General features: G+C 43.9%; 12 protein-coding genes. 7 read left to right on the forward strand and 5 right to left on the reverse strand.

Features of this window, described 5'->3' with window-relative positions; translation table 11 throughout:
- Positions 1 to 116: 116 nt before the first annotated feature.
- Positions 117 to 1262, reverse strand: a complete 1146-nt coding sequence (chrA, locus tag OW495_RS12655; RefSeq protein WP_289886832.1) for a chromate efflux transporter — start codon at positions 1260 to 1262, stop codon at positions 117 to 119.
- A gap of 100 nt (positions 1263 to 1362) precedes the next feature.
- Here chrA and OW495_RS12660 point away from each other — a divergent pair, with 100 nt between their 5' ends.
- Positions 1363 to 2292 carry a LysR family transcriptional regulator gene (locus tag OW495_RS12660; protein WP_289886834.1) on the forward strand — a complete coding sequence of 310 codons (930 nt, stop codon included), beginning with the start codon at positions 1363 to 1365 and terminating at the stop codon, positions 2290 to 2292.
- Here the strand turns inward: OW495_RS12660 and OW495_RS12665 are convergent.
- Together OW495_RS12665 and OW495_RS12670 are read right to left on the reverse strand one after the other, a co-directional pair.
- Positions 2279 to 3400 carry a phosphatase PAP2 family protein gene (locus OW495_RS12665; RefSeq protein ID WP_289886835.1) on the reverse strand — a complete coding sequence of 374 codons (1122 nt, stop codon included), beginning with the start codon at positions 3398 to 3400 and terminating at the stop codon, positions 2279 to 2281. The two genes, OW495_RS12660 and OW495_RS12665, sit on opposite strands and share 14 nt — an antisense overlap.
- Positions 3401 to 3674: 274 nt before the next feature.
- Positions 3675 to 4748 carry a LacI family DNA-binding transcriptional regulator gene (locus tag OW495_RS12670; RefSeq protein WP_289886836.1) on the reverse strand — a complete coding sequence of 358 codons (1074 nt, stop codon included), beginning with the start codon at positions 4746 to 4748 and terminating at the stop codon, positions 3675 to 3677.
- Between the two features lie 248 nt (positions 4749 to 4996).
- Here OW495_RS12670 and OW495_RS12675 point away from each other — a divergent pair, with 248 nt between their 5' ends.
- Complete coding sequence (locus OW495_RS12675) at positions 4997 to 7099, forward strand: alpha-galactosidase (protein WP_289886837.1); 2103 nt, start codon at positions 4997 to 4999, stop codon at positions 7097 to 7099.
- 99 nt (positions 7100 to 7198) lie between these two features.
- A complete protein-coding gene (locus OW495_RS12680; protein ID WP_076668220.1) occupies positions 7199 to 8896 on the forward strand; it encodes a solute:sodium symporter family transporter in 1698 nt (565 codons plus the stop codon).
- A 187-nt stretch (positions 8897 to 9083) separates the two neighbouring features.
- Here the strand turns inward: OW495_RS12680 and OW495_RS12685 are convergent, their stop codons facing one another.
- Together OW495_RS12685 and ugpC are read right to left on the reverse strand one after the other, a co-directional pair.
- Positions 9084 to 10424 carry an MATE family efflux transporter gene (locus OW495_RS12685; protein ID WP_289886840.1) on the reverse strand — a complete coding sequence of 447 codons (1341 nt, stop codon included), beginning with the start codon at positions 10422 to 10424 and terminating at the stop codon, positions 9084 to 9086.
- A gap of 276 nt (positions 10425 to 10700) precedes the next feature.
- On the reverse strand, positions 10701 to 11783 hold the full coding sequence (gene ugpC, locus OW495_RS12690; RefSeq protein ID WP_102279470.1) for a sn-glycerol-3-phosphate ABC transporter ATP-binding protein UgpC: 1083 nt from the start codon (positions 11781 to 11783) through the stop codon (positions 10701 to 10703).
- A gap of 296 nt (positions 11784 to 12079) precedes the next feature.
- Here ugpC and OW495_RS12695 point away from each other — a divergent pair, with 296 nt between their 5' ends.
- The 4 genes from OW495_RS12695 to OW495_RS12710 all read left to right on the forward strand — a co-directional run bounded on the left by OW495_RS12695 (position 12080) and on the right by OW495_RS12710 (position 18593).
- Positions 12080 to 13000 (forward strand): sugar ABC transporter permease, encoded by a 921-nt coding sequence (locus OW495_RS12695; protein WP_065103045.1) that lies wholly within the window; start codon positions 12080 to 12082, stop codon positions 12998 to 13000.
- A complete protein-coding gene (locus OW495_RS12700) occupies positions 13000 to 13851 on the forward strand; it encodes a carbohydrate ABC transporter permease (protein ID WP_004734435.1) in 852 nt (283 codons plus the stop codon). The genes OW495_RS12695 and OW495_RS12700 overlap by 1 nt, the downstream gene beginning before the upstream one ends.
- 177 nt (positions 13852 to 14028) lie before the next feature.
- A complete protein-coding gene (locus OW495_RS12705) occupies positions 14029 to 15255 on the forward strand; it encodes an ABC transporter substrate-binding protein (protein ID WP_102279469.1) in 1227 nt (408 codons plus the stop codon).
- A gap of 176 nt (positions 15256 to 15431) precedes the next feature.
- On the forward strand, positions 15432 to 18593 hold the full coding sequence (locus OW495_RS12710; protein ID WP_289886845.1) for a beta-galactosidase: 3162 nt from the start codon (positions 15432 to 15434) through the stop codon (positions 18591 to 18593).
- The last annotated feature ends 107 nt before the right edge of the window (positions 18594 to 18700 follow it).

Genomic DNA, 18700 nt, shown 5'->3' on the forward strand with positions numbered 1-18700 from the left:
AGTTATTCTTCTTATGGTAAATAACGAAAATGAATTAGCCCCTGATGAGTTTCCTTATCAGGGGCTAATATTTGTAACTCAGTTTTGTATCTAAAGTTGGGTATCTAAGTACTTAATTATAAATAGTTAAGCATCGCACCAGCTGCGATAAAGGTACCAACTAAACCTACAATCGGCATCTTCATTGTTTTCAATAACCACACGCCAACAATGATCAGAGCGAAGTCTATGCCGCTGCTCACTGCGCTTGTGAAGATCGGTTGGTATAGAGCTGCAAGTAATAGACCAACAACTGCAGCATTCACACCGGTAAGAGCACCAGCCACCAAAGGTTTACTCGCAATTGCCTGCCAGTTCTTCAGTACACTCAGTAGCAATAAGAAGCCCGGTAAGAACACGGCAATTGTTGCGAGCAGTGCACCTGTAATCGGTGCCGATGGCATTAACACATAACCAAGGTAAGTAGCTAATGTAAACATTGGGCCAGGAACCGCTTGTGCAGCGGCATAGCCTGTTAGGAAAGTATCTTGAGACAGTTGGTCGCCAATACCATTCTGTAGCAACGGAAGAACCACGTGACCGCCACCGAAGACTAAGCTGCCTGCTTGGTAAAATAACCCAAATACTTCGATGCCTTGAGAATATGCACTGAACAGAGGTAAACCAACCAGTAGTGCTACAAAAATCACTAGCGGTGTTATGGATATCTTATGAGTCGAAGGCGCTGTTTTTAAGTCTTGCGAGGTTAAGAACTTACTGCCAATGATAGCTGCAAACAGAAGTACGAAGATTTGCGGCCAGATTCCTGGAACTAAAAGTAGAACAATCGCGGTGATCACACACAATGCTGTTGCCATCTTTGATTGGCAAAAGTTTTTGTACATGCCGAAAGTGGCGTCAGCTACAACCACGACCGCGAGTAGCTTGAGTCCGTGGATGATTGAAATGAAAAGAGGTGCTTCCAACAACTGGTTGCTCACTAAGGCCAATATCAACATTAGGATGACAGAAGGGGAGGTGAAGCCTACAAATGCGGCAATCGCACCGGTTAAGCCACCTTTTTTGTAACCAACCGCGAAGCCAACCTGACTTGAGCCTGGACCCGGCAGAAATTGACTGAGGGCGACAATTTGCCCGTACTCTTCGTCGGATAACCAATTCAGTTTCTCAACAAAGGTTTTACGGAAGTAGCCAATATGTGCCGCTGGTCCACCAAAGCTAATCCAGCCAAGCCAGAAAAAGGTTTTAAAAATTGAAAGCATGATCGATTCCAGATAAATGTTTAGCGTAATTTAGGTGGAGTTGGACTATGATTCAAATTAATTATTTTAATTATAACTATGAATGATATGGGATTGGTTTATGGCTGACTTTAACTGGAAAGGAATTGATCTTAACTTATTGATTGCACTACAGGCACTGTATAAAACGAACAGTGTGAGCAAAGCGGCTGAGCGTTGTTTTGTCAGCCAATCAGCGATGAGTCATAGCTTACAAAGACTGAGAAAGCTGTTTGATGATCCTTTATTTGAACGAGTTGGTAGCAAGATGGAAGCGACCGAACGAGCGATTGAATTATCAAGCACCGTCGATGCGTTGCTTAATACTATTCAATCTGAAGTTCTGTTGTCCAAAAGGTTCGAAGTTGATAGTTATAAAGGCAGCTGGAAGATCGGACTTACCGATTACGCGGAACAGATGTTTGGCCCAATGATCTTCGATTTTATTAAACAAGCTTCGCCAAACTCTCAAGTTGCATTTCTTAACGTTAATCGAACCAATTACCAGCAGGTATTTGAAGAGGCTAAGCTAGACATTGCGATAGGCAGCTTTGGTGAAGTGCCTAAGCTATATGGCATTGAACATCTCTATACCGAGCAACATGTTTGCTTGCTTGATGCATCCGTTTTGGATGTTGAGTTGCCTATGTCATTACAATCATTTGTCTCTGTGGAGCACGCCTTAGTGTCTCCTAGTGGTGCCTTAAAAACGGCAGTTGATAGTAAATTGTCTGAATTGGGCTACACCAGAAAAGTAGCAATCGCATCGAGCAACTTCTTAACCGTAAAGCGATTGATCAGTGGCAGAAAGCTATTGTGTATTGTGCCTAAGCTAGTCGCTAGAAACGCCCCTAATGTCGATAGCTCATTGATAGCGGTTGCTCCGCCGATAGAAGTTCCAGACTTCGATATACAGCTTGTTTATCGTAAGGGAAAGCAATTAGACGACAAGAACACTCACTTGAGAAAAGTGATTTCTCAAGCTGTTGAGATTGTTATTACTGCCGAGTAATTGAGGGCATGTTCCTTCGGAGTAAGTAACCGATCAAGTGCCAGAGAGATACAACCAGTATTGCACCCACATAACCGTCAATAGCGTAATGCCATGCCAAATGCACCGACCCAACCTGAATAAAGAAGGCGTAAATCCACGCTATGTAACCGAGTTTCTTATTCAATTTGAATGATGTCATCGCAATCAGAACGGATATGGTTACATGCATGCTAGGCATGGCTGAGATTCCTGTTCCTCTACTTGTTTTACCAGAAATATAGCTATCCCAGAGCATATCTTGAGTCGAAAGTGCCCATAGGGGAAAAGCACCTAACTCTTGTAATTCTAAGTTTTGAATGTTTAACCTGTGCATTAATTCAATATACAGATTCTGGTCGTTGAAATGATGAAAGAATGTAGGTCCAACAGAGGAAAGCAGTGTAGCGGCGGCGTTGCCAATTAAAAGCCATGAGATCAGGAATGTCAGTAAAAATTGATTACGTAAAAGGGTACTTCCTCTATAGATAATAAAGAACAACAGCATTCCCCACATGACGAAGAACCACAAGTTGTACAATATGTTGATAGCTAAGGAACATAAAGCACTAGGGAATATATAATGTGTAATCTCCCAAGGTGAAACTCCAAAGTGAAGCCATTTATCAATAAGATAGAAATCAAGATCTAATGCGTATGGGTTGAAATAAGGTATTGCGGACTTAATGAATGTGTAGCTGGAAAATGACACATTTAAAGAAAGCATCAAAAGAACAAAAAAAATGGGTTTTGATACAGGGAATAATAGTGACTTTATTTTTCTTAAGAACTGTATTGTTGGCCTTTTTTCACGTTTAAAAAGTAAAGAGAAGTAGTAATAAGTAGCCCAAGCAATAAAAGTGACATAACAAATTGTCATCAAAGCATTGAGATAACTATAAATATCATATTTCATTTTGTGGGGAGCATACGAAGTTACGTATAAGGTTAAGATCGCTATGAAAACGACATAATACAAAATCAGTTTGTTTCTTCTGAATTCATGAAGTAAAGACGACAATAAGTTTGATTGTTCTTTTTGAGGAGTGGGTTTGGCGGTGGTCGTCTCTGAATCCATATAGCCCTTCATCAAGGTTTCCTATCATGATTAAAGGTTAGTTCATTTGAGCTGGTTTTCTACTTTTCAACCTTGTGTCTAAGGTAAAAATAAACGAAATAAAGCCTTCCATTTTTCATAACCCGACTATACTTAACTTACGACTCAAAGCAGTCGTAAAGAATAGGCTTTTTGATTTACCTAAGTAAAAAAATTGGTTATATCCTCATGATATAGCTTAAAAAACTACCAGGCTAAACGGACTTAGTTGGTCTTAAAGCGCTAGCTCCCCCTAGCGCTTTTTCTTTTATCTCGATTCTGGCAAAAGGGTCTGAATCCTTTTTAGCAATTGCTCGATCTCTTGTTTTTCATAGTGAGCCGTCACCTTAGGTTGACTGCTTTCTCTTGGGAGTAATGCAGTTTCGATATGTTGTTGCAGTAAAGCATCTTGTGAGTTGGCGTTGAGCTTCTCTGCAAGTATCACAGCTTGTCGACCAATCGTGGTGAAGTCTTGTTTGATGGTGGTCAATGGTGGATTAAAAAACGCACTGTCCTCGATTCCATCAAAGCCGACGACCGCAACCTTATCAGGGACAGGTATCAGCAGTTCTTGCAGTGCACGTAAAGCCCCCAATGCCATCTGATCACTTGCCACTAACACGGCATCAAATACGGCTTGTTTAGCGACAGCTTCTCGAACGCCAAGATAACCACTTTCTGCTTGCCAGTTTCCTTGATATTGATACTGCACCTTACTCTCTGCATCTGATAACGCGGCTAACCAACTTTGGTGACGAATCTTTGAGGCGCTGGATTCGTTCGGACCAGTGATCAACAGGAAGTCCGTTCGTCCGCTCTCAAGTAGATGTTGAGCCGCCAGTTTTGCTCCTTCCGCATGATCACCACAAACATAGTTCACTTGGCTGTTAGAAGGGACATCAATGAAGATTAGGTTAAGGTGCTGATATTGTTCCACTAACAATTCTGCATCGGCGCTCTTTAAAGGCACGTTTAGAATAATGCTGTCGACCTGTTGAGCCATCAATTCTCGGATTGCCTCACGGGTATTCGCGAGATTGGGCTCGGAAACAACAGAGAAAGCGACGCCATAACTCATATCATGAGCCTGCATTCGTACGCCATTTGCGATCATTGCTGCGCCATGCAGTGCCATATCGAGAGTGACTAAACCAACGCTGGTGGACTTGGCTCGACTGAGCATTTGAGCACCTTTATTGGGTACATAACCAAGTTGCTTTATGGCGGCGTTAACCTTGTTGCGGGTGGATTCCGCGACGTCTTGTGAGCCATTGGTTACTCGAGATACCGTTTGGGTGGATACCCCTGCCAGTTTTGCTACGTCTTTAAAGGTGATACTCATCGGTCTGCTCATCGAATATTTTAGAGTGAAATAAGCCTACCGAAATTTACCAAACTAAACTCTGCTCACTCTCAAATAAATGTCTTTTAAAACATTAGAAATGTTTCCGGAAACAGTCGATCTTGTGCAAATTTTTTGAATGTTAAAGCCAATTTACATCACGATTTTGTCGATGTTGGATACTAATTTGACGTGATGGGTTCACTATTATTTCTATATTATGTTTACGAAAACAGTAGAGATTAGTAATGAACGAGTTTATTCATTTAAAGAGTAAAAATCATAGTTTGATCATTAAATCAGGGCGCGTTCCAGAGGTTTTGCATTGGGGAGCAAAGATCGCAAGTATTGATGAAGATCTTCTGCTTTCGACAGAGAGACCGATTTCTCAAGCTCGACTTGATGTGGATGTGCCACTTTCTCTTTGCCCTGAGTTAGGCAGTGGGCATTTTAACGCTCCTGGCATTGAAGGTCATCGAGAAGGGCGTGATTGGGCTCCCGTCTTTAAGACCGTTCGTTACGATGCTCACGATCAAGAAGTGAGTTTTTTCCTTGAAGACAAGGTTGCTCAACTGGATCTTAAGGTTGAGATCAAACTGGATTTCGAATCTGACGTCGTCCAAAAGCGTGTAACCGTCACCAATAAAGGCAGCAATAAATACTACCTGAATAAGCTTTCTTCTACGTTGCCATTGCCGAATCATGCCAACGAACTCATGACGTTCCATGGCCGTTGGTGTCATGAATTTCAAACGCAACGTCAGCGTTTTGAACACGGCGGCTTCATGCAAGAGAACCGTCGCGGTCGTACTTCACATGAAAACTTCCCTGGCATGTTTGCAGGCACTCAAGGGTTCTCAGAGCAGAGCGGTTTGGTGTGGGGATTTCATTTGGGTTGGAGCGGTAACCACCAAATGCGCGCGGATGTTCGTAGTGATGGCCGCCGCTTTGTTCAAGCGGGAGAGTTATTGCTAGCGGGTGAATCGATTCTAGAACCAGAGGCTACTTATCAGACACCTTGGCTCTATGGCTGTTACAGCAATTCTGGCTTGAACGGTATTGCTCAGCGTTTTCAGCAATTTGTTCGCGACAATATTATTCAATTTCCAACTGATAAACCTCGTCCCGTTCACTTGAATACATGGGAAGGGATCTATTTTGATCACAAGCCTGACTACATCATGAAGATGGCAACGGAAGCGGGCGTGATGGGCGTTGAACGTTTCATTATTGATGATGGTTGGTTTGTGGGCCGTGATGGTGAACGTACCGCACTGGGCGACTGGTATTTGGATGAGGTGAAATATCCAAATGGCTTAGAACCTGTGATTGAACATGTAAACCAACAGGGTATGGAGTTTGGCCTTTGGGTTGAACCTGAGATGGTAAGTCAAGATTCTAATCTTTATCGAAACCATCCGGATTGGGTGCTTGGTTTACAAGGGTATCATCAACCATCTGGTCGTTGGCAGTACGTGTTAGACCTACAAAATGAAGCGTGTTTTAACTATTTGTATGAACGCCTCAATGCGCTTTTGACTCGATACAACATCACTTACCTTAAGTGGGACATGAACCGAGAGTTGGTTCAACCTGGGCATCAAGGTAAAGCTGCGGTGCATGGTCAGACTAAAGCGCTATACCGTCTTGTTGATGAGTTAAATCGAGCGCACCCAGAAGTCGAGATTGAATCTTGCTCTTCAGGTGGTGGTCGTATCGATTTTGAAATTCTAAAACGAACCCATCGTTTCTGGGCATCAGATTGTAATGATGCCTTAGAGCGCCAAGCCATTCAGAAAGGCATGAGTTACTTCTTCCCACCAGAAGTGATGGGGGCGCACATCGGCCCAGCTGAATGCCACTCAACCAACCGTCGTCATAGCATCAATATGCGTGGTGTAACCGCACTCATGGGGCATATGGGGGTTGAGCTTGACCCTGTTAAAGAGTCACCTGAAGAGAAACAAGCATTCTCACATTACATTTCACTGCACAAGCAATTTCGTCATGTTTTGCATTCTGGCCGTAGTTTCCGAATGGATCCTTCGGACAAAAATCAGAACATTTATGGCGTTGAAAATGACGATGAAATGCTGATCACCGTGTGCCAATTAGCGATGCCTGAATATGCTCTGCCTTCGCCACTTCGTATTAGCTGCGTGGAAGACAACGCGATGTATCAAGTGAAGTTAGTGGACATGCCAAAAACCAGTTTCCAGTTGATGAAACAACGCCCCCAATGGCTCGACAAAACGTTAACCCTGAGTGGCGATAACCTCAAGGAAATTGGATTGACCTTACCGATTCTAGACCCGGAGTCAGCCTTGATTGTTCATCTGAAAAAGATATGAAGCGCTAACTCTGAGTACTCCTACATAAAATTCTAAATATAAAAATATAATCGGCAGCGAGGAATTGCTGCCGCAATAACTAAACTTAAGGAAAACAAAATGTCTATTACAGTTCTGCTGTCATTCTTGTTATTTACTGGTTTTGTTGTCGCGTTTACCTACAACAAAGTTAAAAATGACAAGAACACCTCACAAGACGGTTTCTTTCTCGGTGGAAGAAGCTTAACCGGTGGTTTGATTGCCAGCTCCCTAATTTTAACCAACTTGAGCGCGACTAGCTTTGTTGGCATGAGTGCACAAGCTTATACCCACAACATGAGTGTCATGGGTTGGGAAGTGGCGTCTGGTGTCACCTTAGTGATCATTGCTCTGATGCTGGTACCACGTTACCTCAAGCAAGGGATCACGACGATTCCAGACTTCTTAGAGAGCCGTTATGACATGTCGGTGAAGAAGTTCGTTACCTTGCTTTTCTTATGCCAGTACGTCATCAATATTTTGCCAACCACACTTTATGCCGGTGCCGTTGTTCTCGGTGAGATCTTTGATGTTCAAGCTCTGCTTAATATTTCAGAATTCAGCTCTATTGCCCTAATTTCAGCGACGATCGGTCTACTTGGTTTCTTTTACGCGATTTATGGTGGACTCAAAGCGGTCGTGATTGCCGATACTATTAATGGTGTGGGTCTTATTATTGGCGGCTTGATGATCCCTGTTTTTGGCTTGATGGCACTAGGTGATGGCAGTTTTGGTGCAGGCTTAGATACGCTGTTGTACGCTGCTCCTGAGAAGTTGCAATCGGTCGGTACAGAGACCGATCCACTGCCGTTCTCAACCTTGTTTACTGGTCTTTTACTTGTGAACCTTTACTACTGGGGTACGGATCAATCAATCATCCAGCGTGCGTTGGGTGCTAAGAACTTAAAAGAAGGCCAGAAAGGGGTGATTCTTGCGGGGGCAATTAAGGTTATCTCTCCGTTGTTCCTAATCATTCCTGGCATCATTGCATTCCACATGTTTGGTGCAGATGCTGGTAATCCAGACACCATGTACACGCGCTTGGTAAACGAAGTATTGCCTAAACCATTAGTCGGCTTCTTCGTCGCGGTTATGTTTGGTGCCATCCTAAGTACTTTCAACGGCGTGCTTAACAGCTCGACCACTCTGTTTGCATTGAATGTCTACAAGCCTTTGTTTGGCCAAGGTAAAACGGATGAAGAGCTGGTGGGTAAAGGCCGTATCTTCGGCGTTGTGATTGCGATTATCTCTGTGTGTATTGCACCGTTCATCATGTATGCCCCTGAAGGTTTGTTCCAATACCTACAGATGGTAGCGGGCTTCTTCAGCGTGCCAATTTTTACGATTGTGTTTGTTGGTTATGTCTCTAAACGTGTCCCTGCTGTGGCGGCTAAAGTTGCGTTGGTGGTGTTTGTAAGCTCATACGCCGCAATGCAATTAGTGTTCAAAACGCCAATTCACTTCTTACACCAATTGGCGATTCTGTTTGTTGTATGTACAGCGCTGATGTTCATCATTGGCTACTTTATGCCACGTGAAGATGATTATGTGATGCCTGTGAATGAAAACATTGATGTTACGCCTTGGGCATTCCGTTTCGAAGCTTCGGCTATCATTCTCTACATGGTATTAGGTGCTTACGTGATGTTCTCTGATGTCGGTTTTGTATCTGATGATCCAACTATCATGCAAGTGTACGGCGTGTGTGGCATTGTGATGTTGTTCGGAATCGCAGCACGGTTGGCAAAGCGCAAGAAAGCACTTGAAGCTGCCGCATAACCTTCACAGAGCCTGCCATTCGTTCTTTTAGAATGAGCTTGCTAAGTAAAAGGATCATAGTAGGCCAATAACTAAAAAGGCATCTCAATCGTAATGAATGAGATGCCTAACATATTGTTTTTATAACTGGTTATTGTTTGGCTACTTACTACTTACTACTTACTACTTACTACTTACTACTTACTACTTACAAAGAAAAACGAGTCCATTTTTTTGTTCTCCAACGATACGCCATAATGATTCCGCGGAACCATTCATCCATCGCGATCGCCATCCACGCGCCTAATACGCCATAACCCCAATGCACGCCAAGCAAATAGCTCATAGCAACGCCAATGCCCCACATGCTGAGAATACCCATTTTGATCGGAAACTTAATATCGCCTGCGGCTTTCAAGCAAGAGATGAAAATCAAATTAAATACACGGCCAGCTTCTAACAGGATAGAGCCTGCAATCAGTGCTGCGGTGAGTGCGATGATCTCTGGATCTTGAGTGAATAAGTCCAAAATATCGAATCGGAAAATATAGACCACGCAGGTAATGCTGATAGAGGCGATGAAGCCAACTACAAAATAGCGTTGTACACGATTGGCTATCTCATCTATCCAACCCTTGCCGATGTAGTATCCGGTTTGGATTTGGCTACCTTGACCGATAGCTAAGGCAAAAGCAAAAGAGAGGCGAGCGATATTTTGTGCGTAAGTAAACGCAGCCAGTGAAGACGTTCCCATCTGTACCACAAAGAAGGTAATGCTGATCTGCGCCATATTGTAAGAGAGCACTTCTCCTGCATTCATAGAACCAATCTTGATGATCTTTTGATAGATAGCTTTCGGTACAGATTTGAACTGCTTCATCGGCAGATCAATGCCTTTATTTCTTACCACACCAATCAAGATAAACATGCCGATTAATTGGCTGATCACAGTTGCGGTAGCCACCCCTTGCACGCCGTAAACGGGCAGTCCAAAAGGTTGATAGAGTGCGCAATAGTTACCGAATACGTTGATAACACCAGCAATCAAATTGATCACCATCGGCGATTTTGAATAACCATGGCTACGTAGAATGGTGGTAAGTACTACGCCTATCGTGACATTAAAGGTGAGTGCGCCACTGATGAACAGGTACTCTTGTGCGTACTGTTCAACTTGAGCCTCAAGCTGATAGAGCGGGATAAAATATTCAGCGCCAAGAACCGCAATAATACTGAGCAATACGCCCGTAATAATGGCCAAGATAATGCTGGCCACACCCACATGAGCGCTATCTTGAGTACGAGAGGCACCGTTGTATTGAGCAATTAGGATGCCAGTGCCACTGCTGACCATGGTTGATACGATGATCAGAAAAAAGGATATCTGAGAGATAACACCAACGGCGGACACGGCTTTGTCTGAGTATCCCGATAACATGAATACATCGCTGGTGTTGAGTGCGGTTCTTAGAAGAACTTCGATAAAAATTGGCCAGGTGAGCGCAACGATTCCCATGCGTTTGTTTAGGGTGGAATCAGCATTAGGCATTTAGGTTTTCTCAAAAAAGGGGTAGGCGACACTATAGTTTAGCCATTATTGCGTAAACGACTATCAAATTAATGTCCGGAAGACTCTTAAGGATAAATTAATTTCGAATAAGTCTTCAGAAGACAACATTTAGGGACGAGTTATGAAATTTTAAAAGCAGTTTCATAAATTAAGGAACAAGGGGGCGAGGGTTGTGGCTGTGTGGAATGATATGAAAATCGGGTTTGAAATAACACGGTAAAGCTAGCGATATCTAGCTTTACCGTTTTTAACGACTTAGTTAATTCGCTGACCTTCAGCATCAAACAGATGGCAATCTTTTGATGAGAAATTTAAATTGAGCGATTGATAGCGGGTGACTTCCTGATCGCCGGGTAGATGAACCTTGAAGCTATCGACACCACAAGATTGACCAAACATATAAGTGCTGTTGCCAAGCCTTTCTACGACCTCGCTTTGGAACTCAATCGTGATATCAGATTCGCCGTTGATCTCTAGATGTTCTGGTCGAATGCCTAGAGTCAGCTTTTGTCCTTCGGTAAGGCCATCACTTGGTAATGGCAGAGTAATTTTACTGAGGCCATTGACAGTAAGTTGAGCATGGGTGTCCGAGGTGTTATTGACCACACATGGCAAGAAGTTCATTTTCGGAGAGCCAATAAAGCCTGCCACAAATTCATTTTGAGGAGAATGATACAGTTCGAGAGGTGAACCCACTTGCTCAACTCGACCATCTCTCAGTACCACGATTTTGTCTGCAAGTGTCATTGCTTCGACTTGATCGTGTGTTACATAAATCATGGTGTTTTGCAGATCTTGGTGCAATTTTGCGATTTGTAAGCGCATATCGACACGAAGTTCAGCATCTAAGTTTGATAAAGGTTCGTCGAATAAGAACACTCTTGGGTTACGAACAATCGCTCGACCAATAGCAACACGCTGACGTTGTCCACCTGACAGCTCTTTAGGTTTACGTTTCAACAAAGGATCTAGTTGAAGCGTTTTCGCTGCACTGGTGACTTGTTTCTCAACGACTTCTTTAGCTACACCGTTCATTTTCAGGCCAAAGCCCATGTTTTCTTCAACCGTCATATGCGGATAAAGGGCGTAGGACTGGAATACCATCGCGACACCACGTTCGGCAGGATCGACATCGTTAACCAGATCATCGCCAATATGGATCTCACCTTCAGTAATCTCTTCCAAGCCAGCAACTAAGCGTAAGAGGGTTGATTTACCGCAACCAGACGGCCCAACGAATACTACGAATTCGCCGTTACTTATTTCTAGATCAACACCATGGATCGTTTGAACATCACCATATCGTTTGATGACTTGTTTTAAGCTGATATCAGCCATGTTCTCTCCTTGCTTCGTTGGACTACATCACTTTGCCTTTAAAACATACGCTTTCATCAGAAATTTGTTAGATGCCTCGAATGAATTATTGATCGGGGTCATATAAATTTTACAAATCATACCGATTTTTGTGGAAACGTTTACAAAATCAAAACATAACTGTGCGTAATATTATCAATAAGCCTAATATTTGAACGTAATCACCATAAATGCTGATTTGCTAGATTGAATTTAGAAATCTAGGTGGAAATTTATCAAATAGTAAATGAAGCTTTGAAGACAAGGAATTTCGGGAAATGGAGCAATCTGTGAAAACGATATACCCAGAAAATCGCATCCCATCGACTAAAAAGAAAAGACGTATTAGTTCTAAGGTATCGCCTTGGTTGTTCTTGGCACCGGCTATCGCCATCTTTTCTCTCTATGTTGTTTATCCGATCTTAGACAGCATTTGGCTCAGTTTCTTTGAGTGGGACGGGCTAGGTGAGAAAGAGTGGGTAGGGCTTGAGAACTATCGCGAACTGTTTGATTCCGATGCATTCTACACATCGTTAACGAATAACTTCCTTTGGTTGATCTTCTTTATGCTCGCGCCACCTTGTGGCTTGGCGATTGCTCTTTTCTTAAACCAACAAGTGAAAGGCATTCGTGTCGTTAAATCCTTATTTTTCTTCCCCTTTGTTATCTCTCAAGTGGTGGTCGGCCTCGTATTTTCTTGGTTCTACGACCCCTCATTTGGCCTTTTCAATATGGTATTGGGTGCGTTCGGTTTTGAGCCCATATCAATACTCGCTGACGAAGACTATGTGACCTACGGAATCATTGCCGCTGGTCTATGGCCACAAATCTCTTACTGCATGATCTTGTATCTAACGGGGTTGAATAACCTCGACCCAGAGCAATTAGAAGCGGCGCGACTGGATGGTGCGAAGAAATGGCGCATGCTCTGGTATGTGGTGCTTCCTCAATTAAGACCCGCGACGTTTATTGCTGTGGTCGTGACTGTAATTGGTGCCCTTCGTTCTTTCGATTTAGTGGCAACCATGACGGCTGGTGGACCTTGGGGAAGCTCGACGGTACTGGCGTATCAAATGTATGAAGAGTCTATTTTTAACTATCGAATGGGTTACGGTGCGGCGGTTTCAGTGGTGCTGTTTCTGATTATGGATATCTATATCGCTTACTTCTTGTGGCGCATGTTAAGGAGTGAAAAATAATGTTTCCGCAACCAATTCAAAAAGCCGGTCGATTTACTAATATCAGCTACCGAGTCGCGTTACCTATCTCGATCGTGATGTGGTTGTTACCGCTTATCGCCGTGATGATGACGTCGATTCGTTCGATGGATGACATCAACAAAGGTAATTATTGGGGCTGGCCGAGCGAGATTCAGTTCATTGAGAACTACACCCAAGTTTTTACTTCGACTTCGATGGGGCAGTACTTAATCAATAGTTTGATCATTACATTGCCAGCAGTCGCAGGGGCTGTCGCTCTTTCTACTTTGGCCGGGTATGCCTTGGCGAAATATAACTTCAAAGCCAACGTTTGGATCTTTGCGATGTTTATCGCGGGCAACTTTGTTCCGTTCCAAATTTTGATGATTCCAGTGCGTGATTTAACGATTGGACTCGGTTTGTACGATACCCATTGGGCGCTGATTTTCTTCCATATCGCTTTTCAAGCCGGCTTTTGTACCTTGTTCATGCGTAACTTTATCGTTGGCATTCCCGATGCGTTAATTGAAGCGGCGCGTGTTGAAGGGGTGAGTGAATGGAAAATATTCTGGCATGTGGTGCTGCCTTTGGTTCGCCCGGCTTTAGCTGCGCTAGCAGTATTGGTGTTTACCTTTATTTGGAATGATTTCTTCTGGGCGTTGGTATTGGTGCAGAGTGATGACGTTCGCCCTGTAACTGCGGGGTTGAGTTCACTGCAAGGCCAGTGGTTGGCGTCTTGGCAGTTTATGTCTGCCGGAGCAGTGGTCGCGGCTATCCCACCGGTAGTACTGTTCTTCACCATGCAAAAACACTTTATTGCTGGCCTGACATTAGGTGCGACCAAAGGGTAAATAACGAGATAAGAATAGATACACGAATCTAGCGATAGCGACGGCTTAAAGTCGTTATTGCTACCGGCATCCCGAATGGATGAATCATTGAAGAGAAACTAAAACACGCACAACCCTACGAGACAAAACAATAAAAATTGGACTTAGTGAGCTTAGCTCTATAACAAGGACCTCAATATGAAATACGTGAAACATATCGCTGCTACGGCAGTGCTTGCTGCCTCCGTTTCTACAACAGCGTTTGCAGGAACCTTAGTCATCAACTCTGATGCTTCCGATCCTGCGCCAAAAGAAGCGTGGGGTGAGATCATCAATCGCTTTGAAAAAGAAAACCCAGATATTACGGTGAAGTACAACTTGTACGATCACGAGTCGTACAAAACAACGATTCGTAATTGGTTGGTCACTTCGCCGCCGGACGTGGTTTTTTGGTATGCGGGTAACCGAATGAAAGCCTTTGTTGATCGTGGCCTGTTCGAAGATGTGAGTGATATTTGGACTGACAACAATATGAAGCAAGACTTTGCGGCTGCCGCTCCTGCGATGACAGTACAAGGCAAGCAATTTGGTGTGCCATACACGTATTACCAATGGGGTATCTACTACCGTAAAGACATCTTTGAGCAATATGGAATTGCTGAACCGAAAACATGGGAAGATTTGAAGTCGGCATCGGCAACGCTTAAAGAAAATGGTGTGGCACCGTTTGCGATTGGTACTAAGTACTTGTGGACTGCCGCAGGCTGGTTTGATTACATCAACATGCGTACCAACGGCTTGGATTTCCACATTCAGTTGATGGAAGGCAAGGTGCCTTATTCTGATGAGCGTGTGAAGAAAACATTTGCGAACTGGGCTGAGCTTGTTGAGCCTGGTTACTATCTAGAAAATCACGCCTCTTATTCTTGGCAAGAAGCTCAGCCATTCTTATATAACGGCAAAGCGGCGATGTACCTCATGGGGAACTTTATTACGCCAAACTTCCCGGCTGAATTAGATGGCAAGATGGATTTCTTCCAATTCCCTGTGATCGACCCAAGTGTTCCTATGTCTGAAGATGCGCCTATGGATACGTTACACATTCCTTCAAAAGCGAAAAATAAGGAAGATGCACGTAAGTTCCTAGAGTTTGTTGCACGTGCGGAAAATCAACAGCTGATCAATGAGATGCTGCTACAGATCCCAACCAACAATAAAGCCAAGGCGAAGTCTGATCCGTTCTTAGACAAAGGCGTAGCAATGCTGGCTTCTACTGATGGTACGGCCCAGTTCTATGACCGCGATACCGATCCTGCAATGGCTAAAGAAGGCATGAAGGGCTTCCAAGAGTTTATGGTTCACCCTGATCGAATCGAAAAAATCTTAAAGAAACTCGATAAGGTGAGTAAGCGCGCCTTTAAGTAATGTGTTATTCGCCGCAGCGGTTCTCGCTGCGGCTTCTACTTTTTCTAAGTTTGTCATTGCTGGTGTTATTTCGTTGGCGTTTGTCGTGTCCTAAGAGCGCTTTAAGTACTCAGCACTCAACACTAAGTACTACTTGCAATGATTCACTTTGAACGGTTTATCGTAAGGAACACTCCATGAGAACTTTCTCTCAAGTCATCTCTGCCCGTGAATGGGAAAACCAACATATAACTCACCACAATGTCATTGAGGCTCACGCCCCTCTCAATGCTTACAGTTCGCTCATACAAGCACTCACTAAACATTCACCACACAAGGTCTCCCTTAATGGGGAGTGGAAATTTCAGTTGTTTGATGCGCCTGAATTAGTGTCGGAAGAGTCGGTGTCTGAACATTTCGATGATTCACTGTGGGAGAAAATAGAAGTACCAAGCAATTGGCAGATGCAGGGTTTTGATAAACCGATATACACCAATGTGAAATACCCATTCGATGACAAGCCGCCTTTTGTACCAACCGACAATCCAACGGGGCTGTATCGCACGCGTTTTAATTGTACCGAACAAGCGCTTTTGGATACCCATAGGCTCACCTTTGATGGCGTTAACTCGGCATTTCATTTGTGGTGCAATGGTAAATGGGTTGGGTATTCACAAGACAGCCGACTACCGGCTGAATTTGATGTGTCTGACTACCTTCAGGCGGGAGACAACACCTTAGCTGTGATGGTGCTGCGTTGGTCCGATGGTTCTTATCTTGAAGATCAGGATATGTGGTGGCTGAGTGGTATCTTCCGCGACGTCACTTTATTGAGAAAACCGAAAATCGCCATTGAAGATGTGCGGGTTGAAACTCAACTGGACGCTTGTTATCGAGATGCGTGTTTGAAGGTGTCGACACAAATATCGAAACCAAATCCATTAGCTCAAGATAACCAAACTCAACAAATAAACCGAGTTAAAGTCGAGCTGTTTGATGTGCAGGGGCAACTTATCTCTGAGCCTCAAATCGTTGGCTTGGGTGAGCGAGTGGTGGATGAGAAAGGGCCTTGGTCTGAAATGGCTGAACACAGCATTTCAGTGGTTAATCCGAACAAGTGGAGTGCCGAGTCGCCTTACTTATATCGCTGTGTGGTGTCGTTACTTAATCAGCAAGATGAGCTCATTGATTGTGAGGCTTACGATGTCGGCTTTCGAAGTGTTGAAATTACCGATAGTTTGCTAAAAATTAACGGTAAGCCGTTGCTGATTCGCGGTGTGAATCGCCATGAACATCATCCTGAATTGGGTCACACCATGACTCGTGAAGGGATGATTCAAGACATCAAACTGCTCAAGCAAAATAACTTCAATGCCGTTAGAACCGCCCATTATCCCAATCATCCATTGTGGTATGAACTATGTGATGAGTATGGCCTGTATCTGGTTGATGAAGCGAATGTGGAAACCCACGGCCAGTTTCCGATGTGTAGACTATCCAATGATTCGTCGTGGTTGAATGCGTACATGAGGCGAATGACAAGGCTGGTCGAGCGCGATAAAAACCACGCCAGTGTGATCGTTTGGTCGCTAGGCAATGAGTCAGGTATTGGGCGTAATCACCATGCGATGTATCAATGGGTGAAACAAGCCGATCCAACCCGACCTGTTCAGTATGAAGGCGGTGGTGCAGATACCGCAGCGACTGATATTTTGTGCCCAATGTACGCTCGTGTTGATTGGGATCTACCTGTGGTTGAGAGCCAATCTGAAGTTACTCCTAGAGTGGGTATTCGTAAAGCTATCGCTCTACCCAACGAGCAGCGTCCGCTGATCTTGTGTGAGTATGCACATGCAATGGGCAATAGCCTTGGTAGCTTTGATAAATACTGGCAAGCTTTTCGAGATAACCCTAGATTGCAAGGTGGCTTTATCTGGGATTGGGTCGATCAGGGGATAACCAAAACAGACTCGAACGGACAGACATACTGGGGATACGGTGGTGATTTCGGTGACGATATTAATGATCGCCAGTTCTGCATTAATGGTTTGGTATTCCCAGATAGAACGGTTCATCCAACCTTACATGAAGTGAAAAAAGCACAGCAGTTTTATCAATTCAAGCTGGTTTCTGCATCTCCACTGGTGATTGAGATTACTAGTGAGTATTTATTTGATGCTGAGTCTGTCGAAACGCTTAATTGGAATATCACTCAAGATGGAATTGTTCAATGTCATGGCAGTATTGAGTTGCTTGTTGAAGCTCAATCCAGTGTACAGATTGAGCTTGATGGTGTGACTATCCCGAACACGGCTAATGCGCTCAACTTCCTTAATCTCGATGTGGTGTTGAATACCAATACGGCGTGGGCTGACAAAGGTCATGTGACGGCCATTGAACAACTGAGTTTACCTACTCAACCGCAATTAGTTTTGGACGCCAACCTTTCACAAAATCTGCCGCAAGTTATTGAAACTGAAAAACAGCTAACGGTTATCGGCGACGATTACCAAGTTGAGTTTGATGCGTTAACAGGGACCTTAGACAGTTGGCTAGTGAAGGGAGTTGAACAGTTAACCCGTGGCCTAAAAGATAACTTCTATCGAGCACCACTAGACAATGATATTGGTGTAAGCGAGGCCAATCGAGTAGACCCCAATTCATGGATAGCACGTTGGCAGGCAATGGGGCTCGATTCACTTACTCCTGAGTGTATTGAATTTTCCCACTTCACTCAGCAAAACTCAGTATCGGTGACAGCAAGAATTGCTCACTTAGTTGAAGGGCAGGTGAGGTTGCTTACTTGTTGGCAATATCAGCTTTATGCTGATGGCGAGGTCAAGCTAGATGTGGATGTGCAAGCGGCGAGAGGTTTACCGTCTTTACCACGAGTGGGATTAACTTTCGCATTGAAAAACGTTTCTGATGGCGTGAGGTGGTTTGGTCGTGGGCCACATGAAAATTACCCAGACCGAAAGATGTCAGCGCATATGGGGAGATATCAGCAGAGCATTGAGCAAATGCACACTCCTTATATTTTCCCTTCAGACAGCGGCTTACGTTGTGATGTTCGTGAGGCAAAGATTGGTGAATTTGAAGTGAAAGGAAACTTCCATTTTTCTGTCAGTCGATTTGGACAACAGCAATTACAGAAGGCCAAACATACTTGTGACTTAACTGAGCAAGAACAGTTGTTTGTATATATCGATGGCTTTCATATGGGCGTCGGCGGTGACGACTCATGGACACCAAGTGTTCATGATGAATACAAACTATTGAAAGAGCATTACCATTATCAGGTGCGCTTCTATTGTGGTGAGAACGGTCAAAGTACAGCGAATAGAGTAAAAGGATCATAGTAGGCCAAATAGTCTAAGTGCTTGTTTGTTAGCTTATTTGGCTTCAGGTGTAAAAAAGGCACTCAGCGAGATACTGAGTGCCAAAGCCTGAAATTTATGAGGTTATC

The organism is Vibrio sp. 14N.309.X.WAT.E.F5 (assembly GCF_030397615.1).
In the GTDB taxonomy this organism is placed as follows: Bacteria; Pseudomonadota; Gammaproteobacteria; order Enterobacterales; family Vibrionaceae; genus Vibrio; species Vibrio lentus.

Excerpts from the sequence above, each read along its gene's own strand:
- chrA (WP_289886832.1), bottom strand. The coding sequence starts at position 1,262 with ATGCTTTCAATTTTTAAAACCTTTTTCTGGCTTGGCTGGATTAGCTTT.
- OW495_RS12660 (WP_289886834.1), top strand. The coding sequence starts at position 1,363 with ATGGCTGACTTTAACTGGAAAGGAATTGATCTTAACTTATTGATTGCA.
- OW495_RS12665 (WP_289886835.1), bottom strand. The coding sequence starts at position 3,400 with ATGAAGGGCTATATGGATTCAGAGACGACCACCGCCAAACCCACTCCT.
- OW495_RS12670 (WP_289886836.1), bottom strand. The coding sequence starts at position 4,748 with ATGAGTATCACCTTTAAAGACGTAGCAAAACTGGCAGGGGTATCCACC.
- OW495_RS12675 (WP_289886837.1), top strand. The coding sequence starts at position 4,997 with ATGAACGAGTTTATTCATTTAAAGAGTAAAAATCATAGTTTGATCATT.
- OW495_RS12680 (WP_076668220.1), top strand. The coding sequence starts at position 7,199 with ATGTCTATTACAGTTCTGCTGTCATTCTTGTTATTTACTGGTTTTGTT.
- OW495_RS12685 (WP_289886840.1), bottom strand. The coding sequence starts at position 10,424 with ATGCCTAATGCTGATTCCACCCTAAACAAACGCATGGGAATCGTTGCG.
- ugpC (WP_102279470.1), bottom strand. The coding sequence starts at position 11,783 with ATGGCTGATATCAGCTTAAAACAAGTCATCAAACGATATGGTGATGTT.
- OW495_RS12695 (WP_065103045.1), top strand. The coding sequence starts at position 12,080 with ATGGAGCAATCTGTGAAAACGATATACCCAGAAAATCGCATCCCATCG.
- OW495_RS12700 (WP_004734435.1), top strand. The coding sequence starts at position 13,000 with ATGTTTCCGCAACCAATTCAAAAAGCCGGTCGATTTACTAATATCAGC.
- OW495_RS12705 (WP_102279469.1), top strand. The coding sequence starts at position 14,029 with ATGAAATACGTGAAACATATCGCTGCTACGGCAGTGCTTGCTGCCTCC.
- OW495_RS12710 (WP_289886845.1), top strand. The coding sequence starts at position 15,432 with ATGAGAACTTTCTCTCAAGTCATCTCTGCCCGTGAATGGGAAAACCAA.